General features: G+C 70.6%; 18 protein-coding genes. 14 read left to right on the top strand and 4 right to left on the bottom strand.

The window, feature by feature from the left end; all coding sequences use genetic code 11:
- Positions 1-16 precede the first annotated feature (16 nt).
- Entirely contained in the window at positions 17-268 is a 252-nt protein-coding gene (locus tag BM393_RS13660) for a DUF2970 domain-containing protein (RefSeq protein WP_091726857.1), read from the top strand.
- Positions 269-293: 25 nt separating this feature from the next.
- Positions 294-1,178, top strand: a complete 885-nt coding sequence (locus BM393_RS13655; protein ID WP_091726853.1) for a cytochrome c oxidase subunit 3 — start codon at positions 294-296, stop codon at positions 1,176-1,178.
- A 95-nt stretch (positions 1,179-1,273) separates the two neighbouring features.
- Here the strand turns inward: BM393_RS13655 and BM393_RS13650 are convergent, their stop codons facing one another.
- The gene (locus BM393_RS13650; protein ID WP_091726850.1) at positions 1,274-1,483 is read right to left on the bottom strand and encodes a DUF2909 domain-containing protein; all 210 of its coding nucleotides are present in this window, start codon (positions 1,481-1,483) and stop codon (positions 1,274-1,276) included.
- Between BM393_RS13650 and BM393_RS13645 the strand changes: the two genes are divergently transcribed.
- From BM393_RS13645 to BM393_RS13625, 5 genes are read left to right on the top strand one after another with little or no spacing between them, the layout of a single operon-like run.
- Positions 1,449-2,342, top strand: a complete 894-nt coding sequence (locus tag BM393_RS13645) for an SURF1 family protein (protein ID WP_254783442.1) — start codon at positions 1,449-1,451, stop codon at positions 2,340-2,342. The two genes, BM393_RS13650 and BM393_RS13645, sit on opposite strands and share 35 nt — an antisense overlap.
- Entirely contained in the window at positions 2,323-3,081 is a 759-nt protein-coding gene (locus BM393_RS13640; protein ID WP_254783441.1) for a hypothetical protein, read from the top strand. The genes BM393_RS13645 and BM393_RS13640 overlap by 20 nt, the downstream gene beginning before the upstream one ends.
- 27 nt (positions 3,082-3,108) lie before the next feature.
- Positions 3,109-4,317 (top strand): heme A synthase, encoded by a 1,209-nt coding sequence (locus tag BM393_RS13635; RefSeq protein ID WP_091726842.1) that lies wholly within the window; start codon positions 3,109-3,111, stop codon positions 4,315-4,317.
- Positions 4,314-5,222 carry a heme o synthase gene (gene cyoE, locus BM393_RS13630; RefSeq protein WP_091726838.1) on the top strand — a complete coding sequence of 303 codons (909 nt, stop codon included), beginning with the start codon at positions 4,314-4,316 and terminating at the stop codon, positions 5,220-5,222. Before BM393_RS13635 ends, cyoE begins: the two co-directional genes overlap by 4 nt.
- Before the next feature lie 47 nt (positions 5,223-5,269).
- Complete coding sequence (locus BM393_RS13625) at positions 5,270-5,887, top strand: SCO family protein (protein ID WP_091731470.1); 618 nt, start codon at positions 5,270-5,272, stop codon at positions 5,885-5,887.
- Positions 5,888-5,986: 99 nt separating this feature from the next.
- On the opposite strand, the gene rpoH is transcribed toward BM393_RS13625, so the two are convergent.
- The 3 genes from rpoH to ychF all read right to left on the bottom strand — a co-directional run bounded on the left by rpoH (position 5,987) and on the right by ychF (position 11,033).
- Positions 5,987-6,901 (bottom strand): RNA polymerase sigma factor RpoH, encoded by a 915-nt coding sequence (gene rpoH, locus BM393_RS13620; protein ID WP_091726835.1) that lies wholly within the window; start codon positions 6,899-6,901, stop codon positions 5,987-5,989.
- 158 nt (positions 6,902-7,059) lie between these two features.
- Positions 7,060-9,825, bottom strand: coding sequence for a CHASE domain-containing protein (locus BM393_RS13615; RefSeq protein WP_091726832.1), 2,766 nt, complete (start codon positions 9,823-9,825; stop codon positions 7,060-7,062).
- Positions 9,826-9,938: 113 nt separating this feature from the next.
- Entirely contained in the window at positions 9,939-11,033 is a 1,095-nt protein-coding gene (gene ychF / locus BM393_RS13610) for a redox-regulated ATPase YchF (protein ID WP_091726829.1), read from the bottom strand.
- A gap of 147 nt (positions 11,034-11,180) precedes the next feature.
- Here ychF and BM393_RS13605 point away from each other — a divergent pair, with 147 nt between their 5' ends.
- The 7 genes from BM393_RS13605 (at position 11,181) to BM393_RS13575 (ending at position 18,034) form a co-directional block, all read left to right on the top strand.
- On the top strand, positions 11,181-12,290 hold the full coding sequence (locus BM393_RS13605; RefSeq protein WP_091726824.1) for an FAD-dependent monooxygenase: 1,110 nt from the start codon (positions 11,181-11,183) through the stop codon (positions 12,288-12,290).
- Positions 12,291-12,331: 41 nt separating this feature from the next.
- A complete protein-coding gene (locus tag BM393_RS13600) occupies positions 12,332-13,111 on the top strand; it encodes a DsbC family protein (protein ID WP_091726820.1) in 780 nt (259 codons plus the stop codon).
- A 4-nt stretch (positions 13,112-13,115) separates the two neighbouring features.
- Entirely contained in the window at positions 13,116-13,583 is a 468-nt protein-coding gene (locus BM393_RS13595; protein WP_091726817.1) for a DUF3429 domain-containing protein, read from the top strand.
- A 75-nt stretch (positions 13,584-13,658) separates the two neighbouring features.
- Positions 13,659-15,425 carry a M61 family metallopeptidase gene (locus BM393_RS13590; protein WP_091726813.1) on the top strand — a complete coding sequence of 589 codons (1,767 nt, stop codon included), beginning with the start codon at positions 13,659-13,661 and terminating at the stop codon, positions 15,423-15,425.
- A complete protein-coding gene (locus BM393_RS13585; protein ID WP_091726810.1) occupies positions 15,410-16,567 on the top strand; it encodes a DUF3108 domain-containing protein in 1,158 nt (385 codons plus the stop codon). Before BM393_RS13590 ends, BM393_RS13585 begins: the two co-directional genes overlap by 16 nt.
- 60 nt (positions 16,568-16,627) lie before the next feature.
- Complete coding sequence (locus BM393_RS13580) at positions 16,628-17,437, top strand: enoyl-CoA hydratase (protein ID WP_091726808.1); 810 nt, start codon at positions 16,628-16,630, stop codon at positions 17,435-17,437.
- A 312-nt stretch (positions 17,438-17,749) separates the two neighbouring features.
- Positions 17,750-18,034, top strand: coding sequence for a DUF4148 domain-containing protein (locus tag BM393_RS13575; RefSeq protein WP_175538337.1), 285 nt, complete (start codon positions 17,750-17,752; stop codon positions 18,032-18,034).
- The last annotated feature ends 155 nt before the right edge of the window (positions 18,035-18,189 follow it).

Below are 18,189 nucleotides of genomic sequence, written 5' to 3'. Positions count from 1 at the left end.
GACGGTGGAAACGACGATGGCCGACGAGCTCAAGCCGGGCGAGGATCTGAAGCGGGCGATGCAGCGCCGCGGATCCTTCCTGGGCACGCTGCGGGCGGTGGCCTGGTCCTTCTTCGGCGTGAGGAAGGGCTCGGACTACGAGCAGGATGTGTCGCAGCTCAATCCGCTGCACGTGATCGTGGCGGGGGTGCTCGCGGCGGTCCTGTTCGTGCTGGGATTGATCCTGCTGGTCCGCTGGGTGGTAAGCAGCGGTGCGGCAATGAACTGAGAACTGAGTTCGAGGAGAAGAACGCATGTCGGCAACGACGACTCATGGCAATCAGCCTTATTACTTCGTGCCCGGCCCGTCCCGGCACCCGGCGATGGCCGCCTTCGGCCTGTTCTGGGTGATCCTGGGCGCGGGGCAGTGGGTCAACGGCCACGACTGGGGCAAGTGGTCGCTGCTGTTCGGCCTGCTGTGGTGGGCCTTCACGCTGAAGCAGTGGTTCGGCGACGCGATCCACGAGAGCGAGAGCGGCCAGTACAGCGACCGGATCGACCTGTCCTTCCGCTGGAGCATGGGCTGGTTCATCTTCTCGGAGGTGATGTTCTTCGCCGCGTTCTTCGGGGCGCTGTTCTGGTCGCGCGGCTACAGCATTCCGACGCTGGGCAGCCTGGACAACGCGCTGCTGTGGCCCGACTTCAACGGCCTGTGGCCCAGCGTGGCGGCCGGCGCGACGGCCTCGCCGGCGGGCACGGTGGATCCGTTCTCGACGATGGGTCCGTGGCCGATTCCCACGATCAACACCGCGCTGCTGCTGACCTCCGGCGTGACGCTGACGATCGCCCACCATGCGCTGATCGCCGGCCAGCGCGCCAAGACGATCGGCTGGATGTGGGCGACGGTGCTGCTGGGTTTCGTGTTCCTGTGCTTCCAGGGTTACGAGTACTGGCATGCGTACCAGGAGCTGAACCTGAAGCTGAGCTCGGGCATCTTCGGCTCGACCTTCTTCATGCTGACCGGCTTCCACGGCTTCCACGTGTTCGTGGGCATGCTGATGCTGCTGTTCATCACGCTGCGGCTGATGAAGGGCCACTTCACGCCGGAGCGCCACTTCGGCTTCGAGGGCGCGGCCTGGTACTGGCACTTCGTGGACGTGGTCTGGCTGGGCTTGTACGTCATCGTCTACTGGATGTGATCGCGCGGACCGGCGCGGTCCGCCGCTGAACGACAAAGCGCCGCTCGAAGCGGCGCTTTGTGTTTTCGACCGGTCACTTGCCGGTCACTTGCCGGTCACTTGCCAAGGGGCAGCCCGGTCGGATGGATCCAGCCCATCCAGGCGCTGAAGAGGATGAACAGGAACAGCGCCACCGACAGTCCGACGCGCACCGCCAGCGCGCGGGCCATGGTGGCCTTGCCCTTCTGCTTGCGCAGCATCAGGACGCCGGCGGAGAACAGCGCGCCCAGGATGCCGATGAACGCGATGAGGACGATGACTTTCATGGCGGACGATTATTCCCACCGCGACCCGACCCAGCCATCGGGCCGGCCCCGAAGGCGGCATGGCGTCGTGGTGATCGCGACGCTGGCCGGCGTGGCGGCGGCGCTCGCACTCGGTGTCTGGCAACTCGATCGCGCCGACCAGAAAAAGGCGATGCAACGGGCGATCGACGAACGCGGCCGGGAGGCACCGCTGGCGACCGCCGCGCTGCCGTCCGCGGCCGAGCCGCCCGCGCCGGGGCTCGAGCATCGCCGCGCCGACCTCGCCGGGCGCTGGGACGTGGCGCACACGGTCTACCTCGACAACCGGGTGATGGACGGCCACACCGGCTTCTACGTCGTGACGCCGCTGAAACTGGCCGGCCGCGACGAGGCCATCCTGGTCCAGCGCGGCTGGGCGCCCCGCAATGCCGCGCGGCGCGAGGCGCTGCCGCCGGTGGCCACGCCCACGGGCGATGTGCGGATCGCCGGCCGGCTGGCGCTGTCGGCATCGCGCGCCTATGCGCTGGGGCAGGACGCGCAAGGGGGGCCGATCCGGCAGAATGTCGACCTCGCGGCCTTCCAGGCCGAGACGGGCCTGCGGCTGCTGCCGCTGGTGCTGCTCCAGACGGAGCCGGACGGGGCGACGGGCGCCGCGCCGGGCGCGGGCGGCGTGAACGGTGCAGATGGCGCGGACGGCCTGCGCCGCCACTGGCCACCGCCGGCCGTCGACGTCCACAAGCATTACGGGTACGCGTTTCAATGGTTTGCGCTCGCGGCGCTGATCCTGGGTCTTTATGTCTGGTTCCAAGTCCTCGCTCCCCATCGGGCTGGCCGAGCCGCCCGCGCCGACGAATCCGCCGATGAGCAGCGCCATGCGTGACGAGCGCAATGACGGCCACGGCGGCCACGACGGCGGCACGCACGGCCAGGACGCGGCCCCCGCGCCGGTCGACACGCCGCTGCCGCCGGACGGCCCGGTGACGCTGGCGGTGCACTCGGTGCCGATGCCCGACCTCGACCCTCCCAAGCGCTCGCGCTGGACGCTGTGGTTGGTGCTGCTGGTCTGCGCCGCGCCGGTGGTCGCGTCCTACTTCAGCTTCTACGTGCTGGACCTGCGCGGCCGCGCCTACGGCGACCTGATCCAGCCCACGCGCGACCTGCCGCCCTCGCTGGCGCTGACCGACCTGAAGGGCGCGCCGGTGGCCGCCGCCTCGCTCCACGGCCAGTGGCTGCTGACCTACGTGCCGGACCGCGCCTGCGACGAGGGCTGCGAGCGCATGCTGTTCATGCAGCGTCAGCTGCGCGAGATGCTGGGCAAGGACCGCGACCGGCTCGACAAGCTGGTGCTGGTGCCGGACGACGTCGCGCTGACGCCAGCGCAGATCGACGCGCTCACGGCGCATGGCGCGCCGGCAACGGTGCTGCGCGCGCCGCGCGCCGGGATCGAGGCCTGGCTGATGGCCGCGCCCGGGCACCGGATGGGCGAGCACCTGTTCCTGGTCGACCCGATGGGGCGCTGGATGCTGCGCACGCCGGCGACGCCGGAACCGTCCGCGGTGAAGAAGGACCTGGAGCGCCTGATGCGCGCCAACGCCGGCTGGGACCAGCCGGGCCGCTGACGATCGCAAGGAACAGGACCCGCGCGCATGAACGGATTGGCGATCGGTTTCGATTTCGAGCCGCTGCTGGAGCTGCTGGCGATGGCCGCGCTCGTCGGCGCGGTGCCGCTGCTCGCGTGGCAATGGCGCCACCGCGGCGACACGGCCGCGCGGCGGCTGCGCGCGCTGACGGTGCTGGCGACCTTCCTCACCTTCGACCTGATCCTGATCGGCGCGCTGACGCGGCTGACCGATTCCGGCCTGGGCTGCCCCGACTGGCCGGGCTGCTACGGCAGCGCCTCGCCGATCGGGGCGAAGGCCGAGATCCTCGCCGCGCAGACGGCGATGCCCACCGGCCCGGTGACGCACGGCAAGGCCTGGATGGAGATGCTGCACCGCTACATGGCGGGCGGGGTCGGCTTCCTGCTGGTCGTGCTGGCCGGGCTGAGCTGGTGGGTCTGGTGGCGCGGCCGCCGCACCGGCGAGGCCACGCCCTCGCCCTGGTGGGCGACGCTGTCGCTCGCGTGGGTGCTGGTGCAGGGGCTCTTCGGCGCCTGGACCGTGACCATGAAGCTGTTCCCGGCGATCGTCACCCTGCACCTGCTGCTGGCGCTGGGCCTGCTGATGCTGCTGGCCTGGCAGGCGGAGTCCTACGCGCCCAAGCCGCTGCGCTGGCCGGCCGGTCTGCGGCGGGCGGTGCTGGCCTTCACCGGTCTGGCGATCGCGCAGGTGGCGCTGGGCGGCTGGGTCAGCACGAACTATGCGGTGCTGGCCTGCCAGGATTTCCCGACCTGCCAGGGGCAATGGCTGCCGCCGACCGACTTCCAGCACGGCTTCACGCTGTGGCGCGAACTGGGGCGCGGCGCCCATGGCGACTGGTTGCCCTTCGAGGCGCTGACCGCCATCCACCTGGCGCATCGCGCCGGCGCGATGGTGGTGTTCGCGGCGCTGCTGGCGCTGGCCTGGGCGCTGTGGCGCCAGGACGGGCAGAGCGGCCCGGGCGGCCAGGGCGCCGGCGGCGAAGGCCGCCGCTGGGCGCGCCGCCTGCTGGCGGTGGGCGGATGGCAGCTGGCCTCCGGGCTGTCCAACGTGGTGCTGGGCTGGCCGCTGGTGGCCGCGCTCGCCCATACCGGCGGCGCCGCGGCGCTGCTGCTGATGTGCGCGATCCTGCTGGCGCGGCTGCGTGCCGGCAGATCGTCGACCGTGATCGAGCCGGCGGCGCAGCGCGCCGGCCTCCTGACGATGGGTTCGAAATGAGTTCCGCGACGCAGGCCGCCATGCCCTCCCGCTGGTGGCAGTTCTACCAACTGACCAAGCCCAAGGTCGTGCAGCTGATCGTGTTCTGCGCGGTCATCGGCATGGCGCTGGCGATTCCCGGGCTGCCGCAGGGCGACGAGTGGGTGCGGCTGATCGCCGGCACGGCCGGCATCTGGCTGGTGGCGGGCGCCGCGGCGGCCTTCAACTGCCTGATCGAGCAGCACATCGACGCCAAGATGAAGCGCACCGCCTGGCGCCCCACCGCGCGCGGCGAGCTCAGCCGCAACCAGACGCTGCTGTTCTCGGCCGGGCTGTGCGCGCTGGGCTCGGCCATCCTGTACCTGCTGGTGAACCCGCTGACGATGTGGCTGACCTTCGCCACCTTCGTCGGCTACGCCATCGTCTACACCGTCATCCTCAAGCCGATGACGCCGCAGAACATCGTGATCGGCGGCGCCTCGGGCGCGATGCCGCCGGTGCTGGGCTGGGCCGCGATGCGCGGCGAGCTGGGCGCCGAGGCCTGGCTGATGTGCCTGATCATCTTCCTGTGGACGCCGCCGCACTTCTGGGCGCTGGCGCTGTACCGCAGCGAGGACTACCGCAAGGCCGGCCTGCCGATGCTGCCGGTGACGCACGGCAACGCCTTCACGCGGCTGCAGATCTTCCTCTACACCTGGATCCTGTTCGCGGCGACGCTGCTGCCCTTCCTCACCGGCATGAGCGGCTGGCTCTACCTGGCCGCGGCGATCGTGCTCGGCCTGATGTTCTGCCATCACGCGTTCAAGCTCTGGAAGGCCTATTCGGAGGCGCTGGCGCGCAAGACCTTCCTGTTCTCGATCCTGCACCTGTCGCTGCTGTTCGGTGCGCTGCTGCTGGATCACTACCTCAGTCCCTGGCTCGGCTGAGCCGCGGACCCGCGCGCTGGCGACCTTCCTACGGATCGGATGTGCTGATGATCTCGCGACGTTTTCTCGGACTGGGCGCCCTCGGCGCGGTGGGCGCGGCGCTGCTGGCGGGCTGCGACAAGCTGGGTTTCTCCTCGGCGCCCAAGGCCAGCTTCCAGGGCGTGGACCTGACCGGCGCGGCCTATGCGCGCGGCTTCAGCCTGCCGGACCAGAACGGCCGCACCCGCACCCTCGAGGACTTCAAGGGCAAGGTGGTGGTCGTGTTCTTCGGCTTCACCCAGTGCCCCGACGTCTGCCCGACGACGCTGGCCGAACTGGCACAGGTGAAGAAGGCGCTGGGCGCCGATGGCGACAAGGTGCAGGGCGTGTTCATCACCGTCGACCCCGAGCGGGACAAGCCGGAACTGCTCAAGGCCTACCTGGAGAGCTTCGACCCGGGCTTCGTCGCGCTGCGCGGCTCGCCCGAGCAGCTCAAGGACGTGGCCAAGGAGTTCAAGATCTACTACGCCAAGGTCCCCGGCAAGACGCCCGACAGCTACACGATGGACCACACCGCCGCGAGCTTCCTGTTCGACCCGCAGGGGCGGGTGCGGGTGTTCTCCCGGTATGGCGCGGGGGCGACGGCGCTGATGTCGGACATCAAGGCGCTGATCGCCGGCCAGTGAGCGCGACCCCGCAATGAAGAAGGCCCCGCATCGCGGGGCCTTTCTCGTGGTGCTGGCGACGGTCGCCAGCGGGCCGCCGTCAGAAGGGCTCAGGAGGGCTCAGGCGGTCTCGGCGACCATCGCCTTGCGCATCTTCTTCATCGCCGCGACCTCGATCTGGCGGATGCGCTCGGCGGAGACGCCGTACTCGGCGGCCAGTTCATGCAGCGTCATGCCGCCCGAGCCGTCGTCGTTCACCTTCAGCCAGCGCTCCTCGACGATGCGGCGGCTGCGCGGATCCAGCACCTCCAGCGCCTGCTGCAGGCCGTCGCTGGCCAGGCGGTCGCGGGAGCGCGACTCGATCACGCGGGTCGGCTCCTGCGTGTCGTCCGCCAGGTAGGCGATCGGCGCGAAGGTCTCGCCGTCATCGTCGGTCTGAGGCTCCAGGGCCACGTCGCCGCCGGACAGGCGCGTCTCCATCTCCAGCACGTCCTCGCGCTTGACGTTGAGCTCCTCCGCCACGCGGGCGATCTCGCTTTCGGTCAGCGACGCGCGCTGCTGGTTCTCGGCGCCTTCCTTCAGCGCATGCTTCATCGAGCGCAGGTTGAAGAACAGCTTGCGCTGCGCCTTGGTCGTCGCGACCTTGACCATGCGCCAGTTCTTCAGGATGTACTCGTGGATCTCGGCCTTGATCCAGTGCATGGCGTACGACACCAGGCGCACGTTCTGGTCCGGGTCGAAGCGCTTGACCGCCTTCATCAGGCCGACGTTGCCTTCCTGGATCAGGTCGCCCTGCGGCAGCCCGTAGCCCAGGTACTGGCGCGAGATCGACACCACCAGGCGCAGGTGCGACAGCACCAGCCGGCCGGCCGCTTCCACGTCGCCCTTTTCCTTCAGGCGCGTGGCGTAGTCCTTTTCTTCCTCGGCCGTCAGCAGCGGGACGCGGTTGATCGCCGTGATGTACGCATCCAGGTTGCCGAGCGACGGCACCAGGGACCAGGGATCGCGCACCTTCAATGCAAGGCTGTTGGACATGTGTTCGTTTCTCCTGTCTCGGGCCGGTCTTCCGGCTCGATGGCTGGGGATATTAGCACTCATGGGCGGCGAGTGCTAAAGCTCCCAAAAACAGGTCAGTCCGGGAAGGGCTACCTGCCTAAATCAGTGTGAACTTGCCGTCTTAGGACCGACTTAAGTCATTGATTTGCCGAAGAAACCGGCAGCAGGAAGCTGAAGGTGGAACCCTTGTCCGGCGCGCTGTCCACCTGGAGCTGGCTGTCCATCAGCGCGAGCAGGCGCTGCGTGATGACCAGCCCGATCCCGGTGCCCTCGATGGCGCCGACCTCCCGGCCCAGGCGGTTGAAGGGCTGGAAGAGCTGCGTCTTCTGGGCGTCGCTGAGGCCGGGGCCGGTGTCGGCGACGCTCAGTTCGACCATCGAGTCTCCGACCCGCCGGGCGCGGAGCCACACCTGCCCGCCGGGACGGTTGTACTTGACCGCGTTGCTGAGCAGGTTGGTCAGCACCTGCTTGAGCCGGGTGGCGTCGGCGCGCAGCTCGCAGGCGTCGGAGTCCAGCTCGACCTCGATCGACACCCCCAGCCGCCGCCGCTGCGACTCGACCATCGCCAGGCTGTCCGCCGCGATCGGCTCCAGGTCGAGGTGCTCGATCCGCACGCGCAACTGGCCGGCGTCGAGCCGCGACAGGTCCAGCGTGTCGTCGATCATCTGCAGCAGGTGCCAGCCCGACTGCTGGATCTGCGCCAGCCAGCCGCGCTGGCGGGGGCTGAGGATGGGGTCGTGGTCGGCCTCGAGCAGCTGGGCGAATCCCAGCATCGCGTTCAGCGGCGTGCGCAGTTCGTGGCTCATGCGCGAGAGGAACTCGTTCTTGGCGCGGTTGGCGGCGAGCTCCGCCTCATGCACGCGCTCCAGTTCCGCCAGCCGCAACTGCTCGCCGATGTCCTCGACGACGCCCAGCAGCCGGTAGGGCTGGCCCTGGGCATCGCGCAGCAGGCTGACGGTGGCGCGCACCGTGATGACCTGCCCCTGGGCGCCGATGTAGCGCTTGATGCGGCTGTAGCGGCCGAGTTCGCCGCGGATCAGCGCCATGCCCAGCCGGCTGTCCTCCGCCCGATCGTCAGGGTGGGTGATCGCCATCACCGAGCGCGCCTTCAGTTGCTCGACGCTCATGCCCAGCAGCTGGCAGAAATAGGGATTGATCTCCTGCGGCCGCGCCTGGAGGTCGCAGGACACCACGCCGATGGGCGCATGCTCGACGATGGTCCGGAAGCGCTCCTCGCTGTCGCGCAGCCGCAGCCGGGCTTCTTCGACGCGACGCGCCACGCGGGCCGTGGTGCCGGTGATGGTGAGCAGCAGCAGGCCGAGCAGCGCGGTGCCGGTGAGGCCTGCGATCGCGAAGGGCAGGGCGGTGCTGCCCTCGAGCGCCGGCAGGCCGGTGGGGCTGTAGACGACCAGGCGCCAGGCCCGGCCGGCGAAGTCCAGTTCGCGCGACTGGCTCGGCAGCGCGGCGGGCAGTTGCAGGCAGCGCGCGTCGCCGGCCAGCAGCGGGCGCTGGCCGCCGGGCGTGGCATCGAGCAGGCAGTAGTCGAGCCGGCTGGCGCGGGCCGGCAGGGCGCCGCGCAGCAGCGCTTCCGGGCGCAGCGTGGCGAAGGCCACGCCCAGCGGACGCCGCGGACGCCCGGTCGCGTCGCGCGGCTCGGTCGAACCGCCCTCGTACAGCGCGCGGTAGACCACCACGCCCATCAGGGTCACGCCGACGTCCTGCGACAGCGGGAAGCTCTCGGTGGCCGCCGGCTGACCGGTGGCGATGGCGCGGTCCTGCGCCGCGCGCGCCTGCGGAATGCTGCGGATGTTGGCGCCCATCGCCGCGCGGTTGCGGCCATAGGGCGCGATCAGGCGGATGGGCAGCAGCTGGTCGCGGTCGGGCGGCAGGTCGCCGGGCCGGCGGCGCTCGAAGACGCGGTAGTTGAGGTAGCCATCGGCCTGCGCCGTGCGCTCGAATGCTGGCACGTCCTGTGGCCGCAGCAGCGGCGCCCAGCCGACTGCGTGCACCGCGCCGCCGGCGCGGGCGCGCTCGGCATGGGCGCGCTCGAAGTCGGCGCGGCTGATGTCCGGGGCCACCAGCAGCAGGCTGTGGTTGGCCTCCAGCGCCGTCAGCGGCATGGACAGCGTGTCGGCCAGCGTGTTCAGCGCGTTGGTCGCCTCGAGCTCGAAGGCCTGGCGGCGGCGGCCTTCCTCGTTGTCGGCGACGTGCCGGGTGGCGGCGAACAGCAGCGCGCAGGTGACGACCAGCGGCAGCGCCACGCTGAGCCGGCGCGGCGCCCAGTGCCGGCGCGGCAGGCCGAACAGCGCCAGCGACACCGGCGCGCCGATCAGCACCCCGATCGCATCGCCGACCCACCAACCCACCCAGTGCGACGCGACCTGCGACGGTCCGATCGCGCTGGTGAGCCACAGCGCCGCGACGCCGATGCTCGGCGCGACGAGGCAGGCGACGCCGGCGGTCGCGGCAAGGAAGCGCAGCAGCTCGGCGGGCTCGCACAGCGGCGGATGGGGGCCGGTCCAGCGCCGGGCCAGCGCCGCGCCCAGCCAGGCCTGCAGCGCGCCGCCGACGGCAACCAGCAGGGGCTGCAGCAGGTCGAGGTGGCCGCGTTCCATGCCGATGGCCAGGCTGACGGCCGCGCCGCCCAGCGCGATGCCCGGCAGCACGGACGGTCCCCAGCGCAGCGCCGCGGCGACCGCGAGGCCCGCGGCGGGATAGATGGGCGAGACGAAGTCGGGCGGCAGGATCAGCCGCAGCGCCAGCACGCCGAGGACGGCGTAGACCAGCGCGAGGGCGGCATTCAGCGCCGCGAGCCGCGCCAGCGAGCGCCGCGGCGGCGAATCCTCCGGCGCATGAGGACCGGGAGCGGCGGCGACGTTCGTGGAAGAAGGCGCTTCGGTCATGGGCACCAGCGTAGCGCCGCTGTGCGCATGCCGACACGCAGACTTGCCCGCTGCCGGGAGCCTGTCACGCGAATCCCCGGCACCCCACCGAAGCGAGGGGGCGGGGAGGTCGGTCAGACGTTGAACAGGAAGTTCAGCACGTCGCCATCCTTGACCACGTACTCCTTGCCTTCCGCGCGCATCTTGCCCGCGTCCTTGGCGCCCTGTTCGCCCTTGAACTGGATGTAGTCGTCGAAGCCGATCGTCTGCGCGCGGATGAAGCCGCGCTCGAAGTCGGTGTGGATCACGCCCGCGGCCTGCGGCGCGGTGTCGCCGACGTGGATGGTCCAGGCCCGCACTTCCTTCACGCCGGCCGTGAAGTAGGTCTGCAGGCCCAGCAGCTTGAAGCCCGCGCGGATCAGGCGGTTCAGGCCCGGCTCGTCCTGGCCCATCTCGGCCAGGAACAGCGCGCGGTCCTCGTCCTCCATCTCCGACAGCTCGGCCTCGGTCTTGGCGCAGATCGCCACCACCGGGCCGTTCTGCGCCGCCGCGTATTCCTTCAGGCGATCGAGGAAGGGATTGTTCTCGAAACCGTCCTCCGCCACGTTGCCCACGAACATCGCCGGCTTGGCCGTGATCAGGCACAGCGGCTTGAGCACCACCAGCTCTTCCTTGCTGAAGTCGATCGTGCGCACCGGCTTGCCCTCGTTCAGCGCCGCCTCGCACTTCTTGAGCACCTCCACCAGGCGGGCCGCGTCCTTGTCGCCGCCGGCCTTGGCCAGCTTCTGCGCGCGCTGCAGGCCCTTCTCCACCGTGCCCAGGTCCGCCAGGCACAGCTCGGTCTGGATCACCTCGATGTCCGAGATCGGATCGACCTTGCCGTTGACGTGGATCACGTTCGGATCCTCGAAGCAGCGCACCACGTTGACGATCGCGTCGGTCTCGCGGATGTGCGAGAGGAACTGGTTGCCCAGGCCTTCGCCCTTGGACGCGCCCGCCACCAGGCCCGCGATGTCCACGAACTCGACGATCGCCGGCACGATGCGCTCGGGCTTGACGATCTCGGCCAGCTTCTGCAGGCGCGGGTCCGGCAGCTCGACGATGCCGACGTTGGGCTCGATCGTGCAGAAGGGGTAGTTCTCGGCGGCGATGCCGGCCTTGGTCAGCGCGTTGAAGAGGGTGGACTTGCCGACGTTGGGCAGGCCCACGATGCCGCATTTGAGGCTCATGGTTGGCTTTCGGGGGAAATGCTGTTCGGGCCTGCGGCGACGCGCGCGGGCGAAACCGCCATTTTAGTCAAGCCGCCAGTCCGCAGCCGACGCCCGCTCAGCCATTGCCGGCGATCGGGGCCGTCCCGCTGCCTACAATCCCGGCCCATGGAAAAGTTCGACGTCCTGGTTCGCGGCAGTGGCTGCGTCGGCCGCAGCCTGGCGCTGGCGCTGGGCGCCCGCGGCCTGCGCGTGGCGCTGCTGGCCCGGCCGACCGCCCCGCGGTCCTCCGCCGATGTGCGCGCCTATGCGCTGAATGCGGCGTCGGTCGCGCTGCTCAGCCGCCTGCGCGTCTGGGAAGGCCTGGCCGAGGACGCCCGCACCCCCGTCCACGACATGCGCATCCACGGCGACCGCGCGGGCGCCGAGCTGCACTTCAGCGCCTGGCAGCAGGGCGCCGGCGAGCTCGCCCACATCGTCGACGCGGCCGCGCTGGAGGACCAGCTCGATGCGGCGCTGCGCTTCGCCCCGCACGTGCAGCGCGTCACCGAGGCGGTGCCCGCCACGCTGCAGGCGCTGTGCGAAGGCCGCGACACCGGGGCCGCCGAGGAATTCGGCGTCCATTACGAGCGCCACGACTACGGCCACCTGGGCGTCGCCGCCCGGCTGGTCGCCAGCAAGCCGCACCAGGGCCAGGCCTGGCAGTGGTTCCGCTCACCGGACGTGCTGGCGCTGCTGCCCTTCGACCGGCCCGAACCGGGCCATGGCTATGGCCTGGTCTGGTCGCTGCCGCAGGAGGAGGCCCGCCGCCTGCTCGCCGCGGGCCCGGCTGAATTCGAATCCGCCCTGCTGGAAGCCACCGGCGGCGCCGCGGGCACGCTGCGCCTGGCCGGTGACCGCCAGGCCTGGCCGCTGCAGCTGTGCCGGGCCGACCGGCTGTGCGGACCGGGCTGGGTGCTGCTCGGCGATGCCGCCCACCTCGTCCACCCGCTCGCCGGCCAGGGCCTGAACCTGGGCCTGGCCGATGTCGAGGCGCTGGTCGACGTGATCGCCCGGCGTGAATCCTGGCGCAGCCTGGGCGACGAGAAGCTGCTGCGCCGCTACGCCCGGGCCCGCGTCGCGCCGACCTGGGCGATGGGCGAGCTCACCGACGGCCTGCTGCGCGGCTTCGCCAGCCAGGCGCCGGTGATCGCCCGGCTCCGCAACGAGGGCCTGCGCCTGGTCGACCGCGCCGGCCCGCTCAAGAAGTGGCTCACCGCCCGCGCGCTCGGCCATTGACACGCCCGCGCCGCCTCCCGACCGTCTTCGAAAGTCCCCCAATGAAGTTCACGACCTTCCCGATCTCCCGCCAGTCGCTGGCACTGGCCACGGCGCTCGCGGTGCTCGGCCTGACCGGCTGTTCGGCCCAGGCCAACGAGGACACCATCCGCAAGAACCTCGCCGCGGCGATGCCCAAGGAGATCAAGATCGACGAGGTCCGCCCCAGCCCGATCGCCGGGCTGTGGGAGGTGCGCATCGGCAACGAGATCCGCTACAGCGACGCGAGCGGCCAGTACCTGATCGAGGGCGACATCCTCGACCTCAAGAACCGCCGCAACGTGACGCAGGAGCGCCTGGAGAAGCTCTCGTCGGTCGACTTCGCCACGCTGCCGCTCAAGGACGCGATCGTCTGGAAGAAGGGCGACGGCAAGCGCCGCATCGCCGTCTTCGCCGATCCGAACTGCGGCTACTGCAAGCGCTTCGAGAAGTCGCTGCAGGAGGTGGACAACATCACCGTCTACACCTTCGTGATCCCGATCCTGGGCGGCGACTCGCCCGAGAAGTCGCGGGCCGCCTGGTGCGCCAAGGACAACACGCTGGCCTGGCGCAACTGGATGATCGACGGCTACGCGCTGCCCAAGGCCGAGGCCGCGTGCGACGTCGCCGCGATCGACCGCAACCTGGCGCTGAGCCAGAAGATCCGCGTGACCGGCACGCCGGCGATCCTCTTCGAGGACGGCACCCGCGCGCCGGGCGCGCTCAGCCCGCAGCAGCTCGAGAAGCGCCTGCAGGCCGTCCAGGCCCCGGACAAGGCCGACAAGACCCCGAAGAAATCCTGATCCGATGAACGACCGCACCGCCCACACCGCCCCGGCCCACGCCGGCTCGGCCGCCGTCAACCCGATCGCCTTGCGGCTCGGCTACGCCGGGCTCATCCCCTTCGTCCTGGGCGCGGCGCTGGTCTGGCTGGTGCGCGCGGACGCCCATCCCTACGTCACCGACGGCCTGTCGCGTTACGCGGCCATCGTGATCAGCTTCCTGGGCGCCATCCACTGGGGCCTGGGCTTCCGCCAAGCCATCCCGTCGCCGGCTCCCTTCATCTGGGGCGTGGTGCCGGCGCTGCTGGCCTGGATCGCCTCGACGATGCCGCCCTACGCCGGGCTGGTGATCGAGGGCTTCCTGCTGATCGGCTGCTATGTCGCCGACCGCAAGCTCTATCCCTCGCTGGGCGCGTCGGCCTGGCTGACGCTGCGTTTCCGGCTGAGCGCGATCGCCGCGCTGAGCTGCTTCATCGCCGCGCAGGGCACCTGAAAACCCTGATCGGCGCCTGAACGAGAACCGCCCAGCCGCATGCCGCGGCGGGCCCAGGCTTGGTAGGCTGTTCCCATGACCGCAAGCCCCACGATCCACTACCGCATCGCCGTCGCCGACCCGCATGCGCACCGTTTCGAGGTCACCCTCACCGTGCCGGCGCCCGAGCCGCGCCAGGCCCTCAGCCTGCCGGTCTGGATTCCGGGCAGCTACCTGGTGCGGGAGTTCTCCCGCCACCTCGGCGCCGTCAGCGCGCGCCAGGGCAACCGCGAGGTCCTCGTCACGCAGACCGCGAAGAACCGCTGGGAATTCGACTGCGCCGGCCGTGGCGCGCTGGTCGTCAGCTACCCGGTGTACGCCTTCGACACCTCGGTGCGCGCCGCCTTCCTGGACGCGCATCGCGGCTTCTTCAACGCGACCAGCCTGTGCCTGCGCGCGCATGGCAAGGACCAGCTGCCGCACCGCGTCGAGCTGAGCGGCCTGCCGGCGGGCTGGGAGGTCGCGACGGCGATGACGCCCATCGAGGGCGCGCCGCTGCAGTTCGAGGCCGCCGACTACGACGAGCTGGCCGACCACCCCTTCGAGCTGGGGCCGTTCTGGCGCGGCGAGTTCATCGCCGGCGGCGTGCCGCATGAGTTCGTCGTCGCCGGCGCGCTGCCGGTGTTCGACGGCGAGCGGCTGCTGCGCGACGCGCAGAAGCTCTGCGAGGCCCAGATCGCCTTCTGGCACTGCGGCAAGGGCAAGCCGCCGATGTCGCGCTACGTCTTCCTGCTCAACTGCACCGACGACGGCTACGGCGGCCTGGAGCACCGCGCCAGCACCGCGCTGATCGCCTCGCGACGCGACCTGCCGCGGCTGGGGCAGGCCGAGGTGTCCGACGGCTACGTCAAGCTGCTGGGCCTGATCAGCCACGAGTACTTCCACACCTGGAACGTCAAGCGGCTGCGCCCCGACGTGTTCGAGCGCTACGACTACGAGCAGGAGAACTACACCGAGCTGCTGTGGTTCTTCGAGGGCTTCACCTCCTACTACGACGACCTCTTCCTGGTGCGCACCGGCCTGATCGACGAGGCCCGCTACCTGAAGCTGATCGCGCAGACCTTCACCCAGGTGCTGGGCGCGCCGGGGCGCAAGCACCACAGCGTGGCGCGCTCCAGCTTCGAGGCCTGGACCAAGTACTACCGCCAGGACGAGAACACGCCCAACGCGGTGGTCAGCTACTACGCCAAGGGCGCGATGGTGGCGCTGGCGCTGGACCTGTCGCTGCGCGGCGCGGAGAAGAGCGACAAGCCGGCGTCGCTGGACGACCTGATGCGCGGCCTGTGGAAGGACACCGGCGGCGGTCCGGTCGACGAGGCGCGCATCCTGGGCAAGCTCGCCGACCTGGGCGGCGAGGCGATCGCGCAGACGCTGTCGACCTGGGTGCATGGCACCGACGACCTGCCGCTGCCGCAGTTGCTCGAGCGCATGGGCGTGCGCTGGTGCCTGGACAAGCCGACGCTGGCGCAGCGGCTCGGGCTGCGGGTGTCGGAGAGCGACGGCGTCGTGACGGTCAAGCAGGTGCTGCTGGACAGCGCCGCGCTGGCCGCCGGGCTGAGCGCCGGGGACGAGATCGTTGCCTGCAACGACTGGCGCGTGCGCAAGCTCGATGACCTGCCGCTGACGCTCAACCACGTCGATCCGCAGCGCCTGGAGCTGCTGGTGGCGCGCGACCAGCGCATGCTGTCGCTCGCCCTGACGCTGCCCACGCAGGACAGCGCCGCGCGGCCGGTCTGCCTGGGCCTGCTGGAGAAGGCGCCGGCACGGGCGCAAAGCCTGCGGCGCGCATGGCTGGGCGGCTGAACGCCGCTTCCGGCGACGTCGGCAGAGGGCCGCGCCTGCGCCGCGGCACCGCCGCGCTGGGCGGGCTGACGGCGGCCGTGCTGGCCGCCCACCTCTGGCTGCTGAGCGGCGCCCGCGAGCTCCACGAGCGCTGGATGCCGGACACGCCGGAGCCGGACCGGATCGAAGCGGTCTTCGTCCAGGAACTGAAACCGGCCGCGCCGCCGCCGCCGGCCACCCCGGAGAAGGCCGGCCCGCCGGGCACGCCGCGACGGATCGTCCCGTCCATCCCCTCGCTGGGCGAGGGCCCGGCGCCGCTGCCGCCCGATCCTGTCGCCAGCGAGCCGCCGCCGGAGCTGCAGGCCCTGGCGATGCCGCCGGCCCTGGCGGTGTCCGATGCCGTCGGCGAGTGGACGCCCGGCATCGAATGGCCGCTGTCGACCGAGCTCGATTACCGGCTGACCGGCGACTACCGCGGCGCGGTCCACGGCGACGCGCGCGTGCAATGGCTGCGGGACGGCTCGCATTACCAGGTCCATCTCGAGGCCTGGATCGGCCCGAGGATCGCGCCGCTGATGTCGCGCCGGCTGAGCAGCGACGGCGAGATCACGCCGCTGGGCCTGCTGCCGCGGCGCTTCGACGAGGTCACCGGCGGACTGGCCGGCGGCAACCGGCAACTGACGCTGCGCTTCGAGGACGGCGGCGTGCGCATGGCCGACGGCCGCCGCGAACCGATGCCCGACGGCACGCAGGACGCGGCCAGCCAGTTCGTGCAGTTCACCTGGCTGTTCCTCACCGGCCGGCAGGCGGCGCAGGGCGACCTGTTGATCCAGCAGTCGCTGGCGCTGCCGCGCAATCTCCACCTGTGGCGTTACCGGGTGACCGGCCTGGAGGAGGTCGCGACGCCGCTGGGGCCGATCCCGGCCTGGCATGTGGACTCGGACATGGACGACACCCGCGGCGACATGCAGGCCGAGTTCTGGCTGGCGCCGTCGCTGCAGTACCTGCCGGTGCGGGTGCGGCTCTGGCAGAACCGCGCGAAGGACCCGCGCACGCACATCGACCTGGTGCTGAAGGCGCCGCCCAAGCAGGCCCTGGCCCCCGCGCCGGCCGCGCCCGCTGCGAGCGCCGCGGTGGAGGCGGCGTCCACGGCGGGTCGGTGAAGGCGCTCTCCGGGACCAGCGCCCTATAGTTGCCGCCATTCCAAGTTGAAGGAGACCTCCATGATTCAAGCCCTGACCGGCGTCGCGTTCGAGAACATCCTGGTCGAGGTGGCCGGCACCGGCGACCGCAAGACCGGCGTGATCCGGCTGCATCGCCCCAAGCAGCTGAACGCGCTGAGCGATCCGCTGATGGACGAGCTGGGCCGCGCGCTGCTGGCCTTCGACGCGGACGACGGCATCGGCTGCATCGTGCTGACCGGCAGCGAGCGTGCGTTTGCCGCCGGCGCTGACATCCCGACGATGGCGCCGCACACCTTCATGTCGGCGTTCAAGAGCGGGCTGATCTCGAAGAACTGGGAGACCATCCTGCAGGTGCGCAAGCCGGTGATCGGCGCGGTGGCGGGCTTCGCGCTGGGCGGCGGCTGCGAGCTGGCGATGATGTGCGACTTCATCATCGCGGCGGACACGGCGCGCTTCGGCCAGCCGGAGATCAAGCTGGGCATCATCCCGGGCGCCGGCGGCACGCAGCGCCTGCCGCGCGCCGTCAGCAAGAGCAAGGCGATGGACATGCTGCTGACCGCGCGGATGATGGATGCCGCCGAGGCGGAGCGCGCCGGGCTGGTGTCGCGCGTCGTGCCCGCCGAGCAGCTGATGGCCGAGGCGCTGACGGCGGCGGAGACGATCAACGGCTTCAGCGGGCCGTCGACGATGCTGATCAAGGAGCTGGTGAACCTGGCCTACCAGGGTGGGCTGAAGGAAGGCGTCGCGATCGAGCGCCGCCACTTCCATGCGCTGTTCGGCAGCGACGACCAGCGCGAGGGCATGGAAGCTTTCCTGGCCAAGCGGGCGCCGGTCTTCAAGCACAGCTGAAGCGGAAGGGCTTGCACAGGCTGCTGGCCCTCACCCCTTCCCTCTCCCGCAAGCGGGAGAGGGGGACATACCGGCAGCGGTGCGCTTCTTCCCCCAATCGGCCGTGGAGGGTCCCCATCATTGCGGACCCCGATTGAAACAATCCTTGATCCCGATCGGTGTACGGTTCGCACACCAGCGCAGGATTGTTGACGATCCTTGAATGGATCTTTCCAGAATACCTAGTGTTTCCCCTGAGGTCTGGCGCCTAGAGTTCAACCCATGGACGACGCGGAGTGCGGAGTCCGGTGCCACGAACCGAGAGGAACCGCCATGAACACGCTGACCAAGACCGCCCTGATCGCCGCCGCTTTCCTGAGCGCCAGCGCCACCTTCGCCGCCGAACCGGTGGAAAAGACCCGCGCCGAAGTGATCGCCGAGCTGCAAGCCGCCCGTGATTCCGGCGAAGTCGCCGCGCTGAGCGCCGAGCAGGCTGGCGTCGGTGCCCTGAACAACGGCATCAACGCCCCGACGGCCACCCAACTGGCCGCCAAGGCCTCCGCCCAGAAGACCGCCGCCAAGAAGGGCGCGTCGAACGAAGGCAACGCCGCCAAGTAAGGCGTGCCGCTTCCCCCTCGACACTGCCGGGCGCACCGGCCGGCCAGGGGGAGGCCAAAAGGAAAAGGGACACCTCACGGTGTCCCTTTCTGCTTTGGTGCCTTCTTTTCTTACTCCCTCTCCCGCTTGCGGGAGAGGGCAGGGGTGAGGGCCAG

Origin of the sequence: Mitsuaria sp. PDC51 (assembly GCF_900113225.1) — a bacterium.
In the GTDB taxonomy this organism is placed as follows: Bacteria; Pseudomonadota; Gammaproteobacteria; order Burkholderiales; family Burkholderiaceae_C; genus Roseateles.
The sequence above is the reverse complement of the archived record's forward strand: the minus strand, read 5'-3'. Positions and strand labels throughout refer to the sequence as shown.